Genomic DNA, 12,611 nt, shown 5'->3' with positions numbered 1-12,611 from the left:
TCAGTCCGCGCTCATGACGCGCGCAACCAAATCACGCACCCGCGCGCCATCCGGCACGTCGCCGAACAGGATGCGGTACATGATCGGCGCCACGACCTGATCCATGACGCATTCGACATCCGGGAAGCTTTCGGCGCGGGCCTTTGCCCTCTCGGCGATGAGGACGATCTGCTGGCGGGTATATTCGCAGCATTTGCAGGCATTGTCGCCCGCCTGCGCCGCCAGCACGTCGCGGATCATCTCGCGGCCCGGCCCGGAAGACATTTCCTCGGCATATTGCTCGGCCCAGGCTTGAAGATCGGCCTTGCCGCTGCCGGCATCGACCGGCTGCATATCCGGCCGCAGCCGCTCGACGGCGACATCGGCCAGAAGCTCCTGCAGGTCGCCCCAGCGGCGATAGATGGTCGACGGCGTCACACCGGCCCTGGCGGCGATCAGCGGGATCGTCACCTCGGCGCGGTTCATCTCGGCCAGCAGCTCGCGAACCGCCTTGTGCACCGATGCCTGAACCCGGGCGCTTCTGCCACCCGGGCGGAGATTCTCTTTCGCTGCCATGCCTTCAACCCGATCCCACCCATGGTTCAAAATCTTTGACAGAACCATAAACGCAAAGAATTTGCCTTTACCGCGCATTCGCCCTACATGGAGCTAACGCAACGGCTTAGCTTTAAGGGGCTTATATATGCTCACCGCAGCCAAATCCACCGAGAATGCGCAGCGCCCCTCGATCGGTTTTCATGCGCTGACGCTCGCCACCTTCTTCGGCGCTTCGGCGGCGCCGACGCCGCTCTACCGGATCTATCAGCAGAATTTCTCGCTGTCGCCGCTGCTGATCACCGTGGTTTTCGCCGTCTACGCCTTCGCGCTGCTGGCAGCACTCCTGACCGCCGGTTCGATCTCCGATCATCTCGGCCGCAAGCCGGTAATCTTTTTCGCTCTTATGCTCGAAATCATCGCCATGGGTCTCTTCGTCGTCGCCAGCGGCCCGGGCTGGCTAATCGCGGCACGGATCGTCCAGGGTATTGCGACCGGCATCGCCGGCGCCTCGCTCGGCGCCGCTCTCGTCGATGTCGACCGGGCAAAGGGGCAGACCGTCAATTCGATCGCGCCGCTTTGCGGCATGGCGGTGGGCGCGGTCGGCACCAGCGCCCTGATCCAATACGGCCCTTTCCCGATGCATCTCATTTATGCGCTGCTGCTTCTCGCCTTCACCCTGCTGGCGGCCGGCATCTGGCTGACGCGAGAGACCGGCGGCACACGGCCGGGCGCGCTCGGGTCGCTGATCCCCAGGGTCACGGTTCCCCAGCAGGTGAAGCGGCCGCTGTCGCTGGTGACGCCGATCAATATCGCCAACTGGACGCTTGCCGGCTTCTATCTCTCGCTGGTGCCGTCGCTGGTCGCCAGCACCACCGGCAGCGGCGCGCCGCTGACCGGCGGGGCGGTGGTGACGGCGTTGATGACGAGCGGGGCGATCACCGTCTATCTCAGGCGCGGCAAGTCGGCATCGGCCAATCTCGGCTTCGGTGTATCGGCCAAGGCGCTCGGCATTCTGACGGTCGTTGCCGGCGTGCATCTTGCCAATGTGCCGCTGCTGCTGATCGGCACGGTCTTTACCGGCGCCGGTTTCGGCACCAATTTCCTCGGCTCGCTCGGCACCATCATGCCGCTCGCCAAGGCGGATGAGCGCGCCGGGCTGCTGTCGGCCTTTTACGTGCAGAGCTATCTCGCCTTCAGCCTGCCGGCGATCCTTGCCGGGTTCCTGGCGAAATCGGCCGGCTATGCGCTGACGACGGATATTTATGCGACGGCAATTCTGCTGTTGATGGGCGCCGGACTGCTGGGGCTTCGCGCCGGACGGCGGAAGGCGGCGGCCTGAACACGGCCGCCACGAACGTCTCTATCCCGTTGAGCGGATCGGATCAGAAATCCTCCCAGCCATGCTCGGCCGGGGCTGTCGCCTTCGAACCGCCGCCAAACGCGGTCGCCAGCGTCTTCTTCAAGGCGCGAGCCGGCGAGGGAACCGGGATGGCGGCGTGCGACGATACGATTTTCGGAGCAGCGATCGGGCGCGGCGCATTCGAACGCGACATTGCCGAGGTCACGCCCGTGCCCGCATCGAGGCGAAACTGGCCCAACCGTCCGGAGAGGGCGGAGACCTCGGTCGCAAGCGTGTGGGCGGCGGCATTCGACTCCTCGACCATGGCGGCATTCTTCTGCGTCGCCTGGTCCATCTGATTGACGGCGGTGTTGATTTCCTGAAGGCCGGTCGACTGCTCGCGGGCGGATTGAACGATCGCGTGGACATTGCGGTCGATCTGCTGCACCTCCTGAACAATCCCCTCCAAAGCATCGCCGGTCTCACGCACCAGGGCAACACCGTGGCGCACCTGGCCGCCCGAAGCGCCGATCAGCGCCTTGATCTCCTTGGCGGCGCCGGCCGAGCGCTGCGCCAGCTCCCGCACCTCCTGAGCGACGACGGCGAAACCCTTGCCGGCTTCACCGGCACGCGCCGCCTCGACGCCGGCATTCAGCGCAAGCAGATTGGTCTGGAAAGCGATCTCGTCGATGACGCCGATGATATTCGAGATCGACTTGGAGGACTGTTCGATGTCGTTCATCGCCTCGACGGCCCGTTGCACGATCTGGCCGGAACGTTCGGCATTTTCCTTCGTGCGAACGACCATCGATCCGGCTTCTTCGGCCCGCGCCGTCGAATCCTTGACGGATGTCGTGATCTGCTCAAGCGCTGCGGCGGTTTGCTCAACGGAGGCGGCTTGCTGCTCCGTCCGGCGCGCAAGATCGTCGGCAGCAGAACGGATCTCCTCGGTGCCGCTTTGGATGACCTCGGCATTATGCGAGAAGGACACCAGTGCCGAACGCAGTTTGACGACCGACTCGTTGAAATTGATGCGGGTCTCGTCAAGCGTCGCGGCGAAAGGATGCTCGAGCGCGCTCGTCATGTCGCCTTCGGCAAGCTTGGCCAGGCCAAGCGCCAATTCACCGACGGCGAATTTGACATCCGCTTCCTGAGCCTGGTCGATCCGGGCGCGCTCGGCACGCTCCCTTTCCTGCAGCGCGCGGTTTTCTTCCGCCTCGGCCTCCAGACGCGCCCTGTCGCGATTGCGCTCCAACAGCGCTTTCAGCGAGCGCGAGAGATCACCGATTTCGTCCTTCGCGTCGCCGTCCTTCAGGGTCACATCGAGTTTGCCCGCAGCAATCTCGGCAGTCTCGGCAATGACGCTGGAAATCCGGCCGACGAAGCGGCGTGCGATCAGCCACCCGGCAAGGCCGAGCAGCAAAGCCGCCAGGCTCGTCGCCACGATGGCATCCCGCACCACGGCATAGAGCGCCCCGAAGAGCGTTGCCTTGGGGACCGACACGATCGCATACCAATTGGGGCTCTCGGCAAGCTTGACGGCGATGGCAATCGCCAGCGAGACGCTGCCGTCTTCATTGGTCACCTCCTGCTCGACACCGGGGTTGGCGATCAGGCGGTCCCAATCCGCCGTCTTTGCCCCGGTCTCGGAAAGGCTTTTGCCGATGAGGCCTGCATCGGGATGACTGACGATCTTGCCGGCGCTGGTCACCAGGCCGAGGAAGCCCGCTCCCATCGGGCGACTGGCCGACAGCGCCTTGGCCGTATCCTGCAGCGAAAGATCGAGGCCGGCAACGCCGACCGCTTTGCCGTCGATGACAATCGGCTTGGTGACGGAGGTCATCAAAACGTCTTTTCCATCGATCGCATAAGAATACGGCTCGATGACCAGGGTTTTGCGCTGCCTGAACGGCAGCTGATAATAATCGCCCGGCCCCGCCGTTGCGTAGTCCGTCAGCGCGGTATGGGTGATCTGGCCGCCGCTGCGCACCCAATAGGGCACATAGCGGCCCGTCGTATCGTATCCTTCCTTGCCGACATAATCCTTGTCCTTGCCGTCGAAAGCATTGGGCTCCCACCCCGTCCAGGTCGCCAGGATCGCCGGGTTGGCTTGCAGCATGTTGAGCAGGACCTTGTCCGCCTTGGCGCGATCGGTATCGCCCAGCTCCTTCATCGTCGTCAGCACGGCGTCAAGTCCGTCGACGATATGCACGGTGCCGCCGATATCCCTTTCGACCTTCAGCGCCTCTGATGTCGCGATCTGGCGCATCTGCTCGATGCTGCCGCTGCGAATTTCGGTATAGGACCGATAGAAAATGACGCTGGAGGCGACAATAACGGCAATAACGCCGCAAGCCGCCACAGAGAAAAGATTGCGACTTGTCGTAGACTTGAAAAGCATGTTCCCGCTCGCCTTCGCTGCTGTACTGGCGCACGCCTTAAGTCCCATTCGCCGGCTCGTTTAGACTATCGTCATCCAGCAAAAACCGAAGGCCCCCCAATATTCATGCTGGCAAAATTTGATTAAAAGAAAGTTCTTATTGGCGAGAGCACAGACGCGATCCTTCAGATCCGCGCCCGCGCTTTAAGTATTTGTTTTTTTACGCATGTCTTTGCCGTAAAACCGCTGCACGGTTCTGCGCGACATGCTTGAGCGCAGCCGAATTATTCGACGGGGCCGGCACTTTGCGGTTTCAGATCAAGCAGCGCGCGGCCGCTGCCGTCCATGGCGAAGGGCACCGAGGCGTGCTGATGGCTGACCAGCCAGCGGCCATCCCGCTTGACCAGGCCCAGCGTCTGGCGAAACCAGAGATCGACCTCGGCGCCATCGGTCTTGGTCCCGGTCATGCGCATGAGACCGCTCCAGAAGGCGACATCGCCGCCGAGCGTCAACCTGGCATCGCGCACTTCGCCGCCGATCGGGCCTTCCCAGCTATCGAACCAGGCCTGCAGGCCGGCTGCGTCCCTGCCATTGCTGACGAGCGGCGGCGCCAGCGAAAACTCGACGGAATCGTCGGCCTCATAGGAAAGCGCCTCCTCCGCGTTCTTTTCGCCGAGCGCCTTGGCCCGCATCATCAGCATGGCGATAACCGCCTCTTCCTCGTGCCTGACATTGGCTTCGTCTTCCACAACCGTTCTCCTTTTCCGTTACAGGCAGAGGACGAACGGCAGGAGGACGATCCGACACGGATGCATTTCCGCTTTCGCAATTCCGGACGCAAACCGCCGCGCCATTTTGCCGGAATCGCCTCAGAGGTAACTCGTCACTTCAGGCTCGTTCCACCAGGCATCGTGCCTGCCGTCGTAATAACGGACGGGTAAGGCTGCCAGTTCCTCAGGAGCGATATCGTCGAGACAGGCAATGTTGATCGAGACATAGGCGCCGCCGATCGCCTCAACATAACCATCGCCAAAGGCGGGCACGCCGCAGGTGCGGCAGAAGCGGTGGTGACCGCTCATCGTGTTGAACTGGTAGTCCGCTGTCTCGGCCTGGTCGCACATCAGCCGAAAATCCTCCGGCTTGACGTTGGCGCCCCAGTAGCGCCGCTTCGCGCAGATCGAACAATTGCAGCGACCGGTTCCCTCTTCCAGGTCCATATCCACTTCATAGTGCACTTTGCCGCAATGGCAGCTTCCCTTGTAGGTCTTCTTCATGGTGGGCTCCTCCTCGCCGTTGCATCGGGCTCACATATATGACAATATGCTGTCATTATGGATGAGATACAAAACAGACAACATGTTGTCAAACAAAATCGACCGGAGCGGACGATGGAGGGCAATGCCTTTTCCGCCTTCGCAATCACCGCCCTTCGCCTCGCCGGCCATCTGACGGCGGCGGGCGACCAGTTGGCCAAGCCGGCAGGCCAGACCAGCGCCCGCTGGCAGGTGCTGGCCGCGGCAAGGCGCGGCGACATGTCGGTGGCGCAGATCGCCCGCACGCTCGGCCTCGCCCGCCAGGGCGTGCAGCGGCTTGCCGATGTGCTGGAGGATGAAGGACTGACCGCCTATGCCGACAACCCGCAGCACCAGCGCGCCAAGCTGGTGCGGCTGACGGCGGAAGGCACCGCCCGGCTCGGTATCATCGAGATGGCGCAGGCCGGATGGGCGGATGGGCTGGGTGCTGCGTTTACACCAGCCGAACTCGATGCGGCGCGGGCGGTGATGGCGCGGGTGATGGAGATGCTGGAGGGCGGTGAGGCCGCTGGCGGCTGAGGTCGCACCCTGAGCGCAAGCGTAGCGACCAGCCAGAAACGCAAAAAGGCCGGGCTAACCCGACCTTCCCTGCCATCTCAACGAACCGTGCCAGTACATCCGTGGTCACGATCCGGAGATGATATTCAAAGCCCCGCGCGTCCAGGAGGACGCGCTGCTTTTTGTTTTAACGCAATTCCGGACGGAAAACCGCTTCGCACTTTTCCTGGAATTGCTAGGCCTTAGGCCGCCTGAAGGCGGTCTGCCGACATCTTGCCGGACTTGTTGTCGCGGACGAGCTCGTAAGACAGCTTCTGGCCATCCTTGAGATCGCGCATGCCGGCGCGCTCAACGGCCGAGATGTGGACGAAAACGTCGGCAGCGCCGTCATCCGGCTGAATGAAGCCGAAGCCCTTGGTTGCGTTGAACCACTTTACGGTACCAGTGCTCATGACGATATCCTTTTCGAATCGCTCATAGAAGATTGCCGCGCGTACCGAAGCACGAGCGACGATGAAAACCGATTTTGGAGGAAGTTCGCCAGGAACGACGCGAGCGCCGTTTCAAAGTTCATCTAGCAAGATCGATGCGAGAACGTTTAATCGGGAATTGTGTCCGTGACAAGGCGTCCGTAAGGGAAAGTCGAATTCAAGCATTTGGGGCGAAAACGTCTTTGCCGCCGTACCGTGGCCGCCCCCCCTCTGCCCTACCGGGCATCTCCCCCACAGGTGGGGAGATCGACAAGTGGCCAAACCTTCCCGTCTCTCTGCCGGTTCGCCGGGCTGTGACGCCAGTTATTTGGGGAAGTCGGTAAACCCAGCCAATCTCCCCACCTGTGGGGGAGATGCCCGGCAGGGCAGAGGGGGGCGGCCACGGCACAACGGAAAAGCTAGTCCCGTTAAGACCAAGACCGCGAAACGGCTTACGCCGCCGCTTTTGCCCCCGCATAGGGATCAAACCGCCCATAAAACGTCTCACCCTTGGCAGCCATATCCCTCAGCAGCGGCGTCGGCTTAAAGTGATCTCCGTAAGCCGCTGCTAACTTCTCCGCCAGCTCCACAAAAGACTTTGCGCCCATCCCGTCGATATAGCTCAGCGCGCCGCCGGTATAGGGCGCGAAGCCGAAGCCGAGGATCGAGCCGACGTCGGCTTCGCGCGGATCGGTGACGATACCTTCCTCGACGGTGCGAGCGGCTTCGAGCGCGATGGTGACGAGGAAGCGTTGCTTGAGGACGGCGATGTCGACATCCTCAGCCTTCTTCTGCGGGTAGAGGCTCTTCAATTCTGGCCAGAGCGACTTCCTCGCCGGTTTCGGCGGATAGTCGTAAAAGCCCTTGAGGTTCTTGCGGCCGAAACGGCCCTCCTCTTCCACCATGCGGGAAATCAGTTCCATATGCCTGGGGTCGATCGCCGTCTCACCGAGATCGGCGGCCGTGGCCTTGAGGATCTTCAACGACAGGTCGATGGCGACCTCGTCGTTCAGCGCCAGGGGACCGACCGGCATGCCGGACATCTTGGCGGCATTTTCGATCATCACGGGCGGCACGCCCTCGATCAGCATGTCGTAACTCTCAGACATGTAGCGCAGCACGCAGCGATTGACGAAGAAACCGCGGGTGTCGTTGACGACGATCGGCGTCTTCTTGATCGCGGCGACATAATCCAGCGCGACGGCCAGCGCCTTGTCGCCGGTCTCCTTGCCGAGGATGACCTCGGTCAGCATCATTTTCTCCACAGGCGAGAAGAAGTGGATGCCGATGAAATCGGCCGGGCGCCTGGAGTTCTTCGCCAGGCCCGTGATCGGCAGGGTCGAGGTATTGGAGGCGAAGATCGCCCCTTCCGGCAGCACGGCTTCAACCGCCTCGATCACCGCCTTCTTCACCTCGCGATCTTCGAACACCGCCTCGATGACGAGACCGGCGGTGGCGAGGTCGGCATAGTCGGCCGAGGGCGTGATGCGGGAAAGCAGCGCTGCGGCCTCGTCCTGCGTAAACCGTCCCTTACCGACGGAATCTTTGACCAGGCCTTCACAGACGGCCTTGCCCTTGGCGGCGGCTTCCATGTCGCGGTCGATCAGCGTCACCGGGAGACCGGCGGCGGCCGTGACATAGGCGATCGAGGCGCCCATGAAGCCGGCGCCGACGACACCGACATGTTTCAGCTCGGTCTTCGGGAGACCGGGCGGGCGGCGGGCGCCCTTGCCAAGTTCCTGCATGGAGATGAACAACGAACGGATCATCGAGAAGGCTTCGCGGGTCTGCAGCACCTCGGTGAAATAACGCTGCTCGATCTTCAGGCCGGTATCGAAGGGCACCTGCAGGCCTTCATAGACGCATTTCAGGATGGCGAGCGCGGCCGGGTAATTGCCGGAGGTTTCACGGCGCAGGATCGCGGGTGCGGCCGGCCAGAGCTGGGCTGAGGCCGGCGTCCAAACACCGCCGCCCGGCGCCTTGAAGCCCTTCTCGTCCCAGGGGGCGACCGGCTTCAGCCCGTCCTTGATCATCTGCTTGGCGGCAGGGATCAGTTGATCCGGCTCGACCACCTGATGCACGAGGTTCATCGCCTTGGCGCGGGAGCCGGTCAGCGACTGGCCTGTCGTCATCATCTGCAGCGCGTCCTGGGCGTTGGCGAGCCGCGGCACACGCTGGGTGCCGCCGGCGCCGGGGAAGATGCCGACCTTGACCTCGGGAAGCGCGATCTTGACGCTCTTGGCGTTGGAGGCAACGCGGCCGTGGCAGGCGAGCGACAATTCGAAAGCGCCGCCCATGCAGGTGCCGTTGATGGCCGACACCCAGGGCTTGCCCGATGTTTCGAGCTTGCGGAACAGGCCGCTCATGCGGCCGACCAGACCGAAGAGGGTTTGCACCGCCGTCTCCGGGCTCTTTGCCTTCTCCTCCTGGTAGGAACTGAACATCGATTTGATCATCGACAGATCGGCGCCACCGGAGAAGGAGGATTTGCCGGAGGTGAAGACGACGCCCTTGACGGCGGCGTCAGCGGTCGTGGCGTCGATGATGGCGTCGAGTTCGGCCATCACCTCTGCGGTGAAAACGTTCATCGATTTGCCGGGCATGTCCCAGGTGACAAGAGCGATGCCGTCGGCGTCGGTTTCGAGCGTGAAATTGGTGTAGGTGCTCATCTTGGGAATTCCTCTCCCTGAATTCTCTTGGCGGTGAAGCCCCTCCCCCTTGTGGGGAGGCGTTGGGGAGGGGCTTCTCTTCGGCGGGAAGACCCCTCCCCTCGCTTTGCTCGACCCTCCCCACAAGGGGGAGGGTTAAATCCCGTCAAACGCGTTCGATAACCGTTGCCGTGCCCATGCCGGCGCCGATGCAGAGTGTTACCAGCGCGGTATTGAGATCGCGGCGTTCGAGTTCGTCGAGCACCGTGCCGAGGATCATCGCGCCGGTGGCGCCGAGCGGGTGACCCATGGCGATGGCGCCGCCATTGACGTTGATCCTGTCGTGGTCGATGTCGAAGGCCTGCATGTAGCGCAGCACGACGGCGGCGAAGGCCTCGTTCAGCTCGAAGAGATCGATATCGGCAAGGCGCATGCCGGTCCGCTTCAACAGCTTCTCGGTGACGTCGACAGGCCCGGTCAGCATCAGGGCCGGATCGGAGCCGATATTGGCGAAGGCCTTGATGCGGGCGCGGGGCTTCAGCCCCATGCTCTGACCGCCCGCCTTCGAGCCGAGCAGGACGACGCCGGCGCCATCGACGATGCCGGAGGAATTGCCGGCATGGTGGACATAGTTGATGCGCTCGATTTCCGGATGCGCCTGGATGCCGACGGCCTCAAAGCCGCCCATCTCGCCCGGCATCTGGAAGGAGGGGTTGAGGGAGGCGAGCGCCTGCATGTCGGTGCCCGGGCGCATGTGCTCGTCCTTATCCAGGATCGTCAGGCCGTTCTGATCCTTGACCGGGACGACCGACCTGTCGAACCAGCCCTGCGCCCAGGCATGTCCGGCGCGCTTCTGGCTCTCGACGGCATAGGCGTCGACATCGGTTCTGCTGAAACCGTATTTGGTGGCGATGAGATCGGCCGACACGCCCTGCGGCATGAAATAGGCCGGGAAATTCACCGAAGGGTCCATGAACCAGGCGCCGCCCGACATGCCGAGACCGACGCGCGACATGCTTTCGACGCCGCCCGCGATGACGATGTCGTCGGCGCCTTGAGCGATCTTGCCGGCGCCGAAATTGACGGCATCGAGGCCGGAGGCGCAGAAGCGGGAGATCTGCATGCCGGGCGCCTTCGTCGAATATCCGGCTTCGAAGGCGGCGGCCTTGGGGATGACGGCGCCGGCATCCATCACCGGATCGACGCAGCCCATGATGATGTCGTCGACCGTCGCGGTGTCGAGCCCGTTGCGGTCGCGGATCGCTTCCAGCGTCTTGGCGGCCAGGCGAACGGATGGCACCTCATGCAGGGCGCCGTCCTTCTTGCCGCGGCCGCGCGGCGTGCGGACGTGGTCGTAAATGAAAACCTCGGTCATTGTCTCGTCTCCCTGGCGGCAATCTATCTTGCCTCGAATCTTGGAAGGAGGAGAGAAGACCCCTCCCCAACCCTCCCCACAAGGGGGAGGGAGTCCGTTAGCTCAAAATGCTTCGGCGGCCAGCTCCATCATCGTCTCGGCGCCGGCTTCGATGCGGGCCTTGCGAAGGGCGGTTTCCGGCATGACGCGCTCCATGAAGAAACGGGCGGTCACCAGCTTGTTCCTCAGGAAATCCTCGCGGGTTCCATCGCCTGAAGCAAGGCCGTCCTCGGCGGCTTTCGCCATCTTCGCCCACATATAGCCGAGAACGACGAGGCCGAAGAGATGCATGTAATCGGTCGAGCCGGCACCGGCATTGTCGGGCTTGGCCATGGCGTTCTGCATGAACCACATGGTCGAGGCCTGGACGTCGTTCAAGCCCTTCTTCAGATGCTTGGTGAAGAAGGAGAGCTTCTCGTTGCCGCGGTTCTCCTCGCAGAAATCGCCGATCTCCTTGAAGAGGGCCATGGCGGCGCGGCCGCCGTTCAAAGCGAGCTTGCGACCGACGAGATCGAGCGCCTGAATGCCGTTGGCACCTTCATAGATCATGGCGATGCGGGCATCGCGCACGTACTGGCTCATGCCGTGTTCTTCGATGTAGCCGTGGCCGCCGAAGACCTGCTGAGCCATGACGGCGTGATCGAAGCCCTTGTCGGTCATCACGCCCTTGAGGATCGGGGTGACGAGGCCGAGAATATCGTCGGCCGTCTGGCGCTCCTTGTCGTCGGTGGCGCGGTGGGCGATATCGGACTTCAGTGCCGTCCACAGCAGGAAGGCGCGGCCGGCCTCGTTGAAGGCGCGGATGGTCATCAGCGTGCGGCGGATATCGGGATGGACGATGATCGGATCGGCCTTCTTATCCGGCGCCTTGGGGCCGGACAGCGAGCGGCCCTGGATGCGGTCGCGGGCGTAGGCGGCGGCGTTCTGATAGGCGACCTCGGAAATGGCGATGCCTTGCAGGCCGACCATCAGGCGGGCCTCGTTCATCATCACGAACATGGCGTTGAGGCCGCGGTTTTCGGCGCCGATCAGGAAACCCGTCGCCTCGTCGTAATTCATGACGCAGGTGGCGTTGGCGTGGATGCCCATCTTGTGCTCGATCGCGCCGCAGGTGACAGCGTTGCGGGCGCCGAGTGCGCCGTCCGCGCCGACCAGGATTTTCGGAACGATGAAGAGCGAGATGCCCTTGGTGCCCTCGGGGGCGCCTTCAATGCGGGCGAGCACCAGATGGACGATATTGTCGGCGAGATCATGCTCACCGGCGGAGATGAAGATCTTCTGGCCGGAGATCTTATAGCTGCCGTCGGCCTGCGGCACCGCCTTGGTGCGCAGCATGCCGAGATCGGTGCCGCAATGCGGCTCGGTAAGGTTCATGGTGCCGGTCCAGGCGCCGTCCACCATCTTCGGCAGATAGGTGCTCTTCTGGTCGGCCGAACCGTGAACGAGGATCGCGGCGATCGCACCCTGCGTCAGGCCCGGATACATCATCAGCGACATATTGGCGGCGGAAGTATATTCGCCGACGGCGGTATGCAGCGTATAGGGAAGCCCCTGCCCGCCGAATTCCTCCGGCACCGCAAGGCCGATCCAGCCGCCATCGCGATAGGCCCCGTAAGCCTCCTTGAAGCCCTCCGGCGTCGAGACGCTGGCGTCGTCGTGGCGCCTGCAGCCTTCCTGATCGCCGGAATAATTCACGGGAAAGAGAACTTCTTCGGCGACCTTGGCCGCCTCGCCGAGGATCGCTTCGATCATATCGGGCGTCGCATCGGCAAAACCCGGCAGATTGTTATAGCGTTCGAGGCCCAGCACGTCGTTCAGGACGAAGAGCGTATCGTTCACCGGGGCCTTGTAGACTGGCATCTCTCAAATTCCTCCCATTCGCCTGCCGGGTCGCGCCGGCCTCGGGAACCGTCTTACAAAATATTGACGTTTGCGTAAACGTCAAATTCTACCGCTTTGCCGCCTTTCGCGAAAAAAATTGCAAGCGCGAATCCGCGGTTGCCGAAGGGTTG

General features: G+C 62.8%; 10 protein-coding genes. 2 read left to right on the top strand and 8 right to left on the bottom strand.

Features of this window, described 5'->3' with window-relative positions:
• Window positions 1–555 (bottom strand): TetR/AcrR family transcriptional regulator, encoded by a 555-nt coding sequence (locus AMK05_RS03010; protein WP_064841252.1) that lies wholly within the window; start codon window positions 553–555, stop codon window positions 1–3.
• 127 nt (window positions 556–682) lie between these two features.
• Here AMK05_RS03010 and AMK05_RS03005 point away from each other — a divergent pair, with 127 nt between their 5' ends.
• Window positions 683–1,876 carry an MFS transporter gene (locus AMK05_RS03005; protein WP_064836400.1) on the top strand — a complete coding sequence of 398 codons (1,194 nt, stop codon included), beginning with the start codon at window positions 683–685 and terminating at the stop codon, window positions 1,874–1,876.
• A gap of 43 nt (window positions 1,877–1,919) precedes the next feature.
• On the opposite strand, the gene AMK05_RS03000 is transcribed toward AMK05_RS03005, so the two are convergent.
• From AMK05_RS03000 to AMK05_RS02990, 3 genes are all read right to left on the bottom strand, one after another.
• Complete coding sequence (locus tag AMK05_RS03000; protein ID WP_064836398.1) at window positions 1,920–4,277, bottom strand: methyl-accepting chemotaxis protein; 2,358 nt, start codon at window positions 4,275–4,277, stop codon at window positions 1,920–1,922.
• A 263-nt stretch (window positions 4,278–4,540) separates the two neighbouring features.
• Window positions 4,541–5,005 carry a YybH family protein gene (locus AMK05_RS02995; RefSeq protein WP_064836396.1) on the bottom strand — a complete coding sequence of 155 codons (465 nt, stop codon included), beginning with the start codon at window positions 5,003–5,005 and terminating at the stop codon, window positions 4,541–4,543.
• Window positions 5,006–5,125: 120 nt separating this feature from the next.
• Window positions 5,126–5,530: a GFA family protein gene (locus tag AMK05_RS02990; RefSeq protein ID WP_064836394.1), complete on the bottom strand. Its 405-nt coding sequence runs from the start codon at window positions 5,528–5,530 to the stop codon at window positions 5,126–5,128.
• 57 nt (window positions 5,531–5,587) lie between these two features.
• Between AMK05_RS02990 and AMK05_RS02985 the strand changes: the two genes are divergently transcribed.
• A complete protein-coding gene (locus AMK05_RS02985; protein ID WP_082935612.1) occupies window positions 5,588–6,088 on the top strand; it encodes a MarR family winged helix-turn-helix transcriptional regulator in 501 nt (166 codons plus the stop codon).
• A gap of 221 nt (window positions 6,089–6,309) precedes the next feature.
• Here AMK05_RS02985 and AMK05_RS02980 read toward each other — a convergent pair whose 3' ends face one another.
• The 4 genes from AMK05_RS02980 to AMK05_RS02965 all read right to left on the bottom strand — a co-directional run bounded on the left by AMK05_RS02980 (window position 6,310) and on the right by AMK05_RS02965 (window position 12,459).
• Window positions 6,310–6,519, bottom strand: coding sequence for a cold-shock protein (locus tag AMK05_RS02980; protein WP_003545273.1), 210 nt, complete (start codon window positions 6,517–6,519; stop codon window positions 6,310–6,312).
• 470 nt (window positions 6,520–6,989) lie between these two features.
• The gene (locus tag AMK05_RS02975) at window positions 6,990–9,206 is read right to left on the bottom strand and encodes a 3-hydroxyacyl-CoA dehydrogenase NAD-binding domain-containing protein (RefSeq protein ID WP_064836390.1); all 2,217 of its coding nucleotides are present in this window, start codon (window positions 9,204–9,206) and stop codon (window positions 6,990–6,992) included.
• Window positions 9,207–9,351: 145 nt separating this feature from the next.
• Complete coding sequence (locus tag AMK05_RS02970; protein WP_064836388.1) at window positions 9,352–10,560, bottom strand: acetyl-CoA C-acetyltransferase; 1,209 nt, start codon at window positions 10,558–10,560, stop codon at window positions 9,352–9,354.
• A 102-nt stretch (window positions 10,561–10,662) separates the two neighbouring features.
• Window positions 10,663–12,459 carry an acyl-CoA dehydrogenase C-terminal domain-containing protein gene (locus AMK05_RS02965; RefSeq protein WP_064836386.1) on the bottom strand — a complete coding sequence of 599 codons (1,797 nt, stop codon included), beginning with the start codon at window positions 12,457–12,459 and terminating at the stop codon, window positions 10,663–10,665.
• Window positions 12,460–12,611: the final 152 nt, after the last annotated feature.

It is taken from the genome of Rhizobium sp. N324, from assembly GCF_001664485.1.
Classification (GTDB): domain Bacteria; phylum Pseudomonadota; class Alphaproteobacteria; order Rhizobiales; family Rhizobiaceae; genus Rhizobium.
This window is presented reverse-complemented; position numbering and strand designations above follow the sequence as displayed.

Excerpts from the sequence above, each read along its gene's own strand:
- AMK05_RS03010 (WP_064841252.1), bottom strand. The coding sequence starts at position 555 with ATGGCAGCGAAAGAGAATCTCCGCCCGGGTGGCAGAAGCGCCCGGGTT.
- AMK05_RS03005 (WP_064836400.1), top strand. The coding sequence starts at position 683 with ATGCTCACCGCAGCCAAATCCACCGAGAATGCGCAGCGCCCCTCGATC.
- AMK05_RS03000 (WP_064836398.1), bottom strand. The coding sequence starts at position 4,277 with ATGCTTTTCAAGTCTACGACAAGTCGCAATCTTTTCTCTGTGGCGGCT.
- AMK05_RS02990 (WP_064836394.1), bottom strand. The coding sequence starts at position 5,530 with ATGAAGAAGACCTACAAGGGAAGCTGCCATTGCGGCAAAGTGCACTAT.
- AMK05_RS02985 (WP_082935612.1), top strand. The coding sequence starts at position 5,588 with ATGGATGAGATACAAAACAGACAACATGTTGTCAAACAAAATCGACCG.
- AMK05_RS02980 (WP_003545273.1), bottom strand. The coding sequence starts at position 6,519 with ATGAGCACTGGTACCGTAAAGTGGTTCAACGCAACCAAGGGCTTCGGC.
- AMK05_RS02975 (WP_064836390.1), bottom strand. The coding sequence starts at position 9,206 with ATGAGCACCTACACCAATTTCACGCTCGAAACCGACGCCGACGGCATC.
- AMK05_RS02970 (WP_064836388.1), bottom strand. The coding sequence starts at position 10,560 with ATGACCGAGGTTTTCATTTACGACCACGTCCGCACGCCGCGCGGCCGC.
- AMK05_RS02965 (WP_064836386.1), bottom strand. The coding sequence starts at position 12,459 with ATGCCAGTCTACAAGGCCCCGGTGAACGATACGCTCTTCGTCCTGAAC.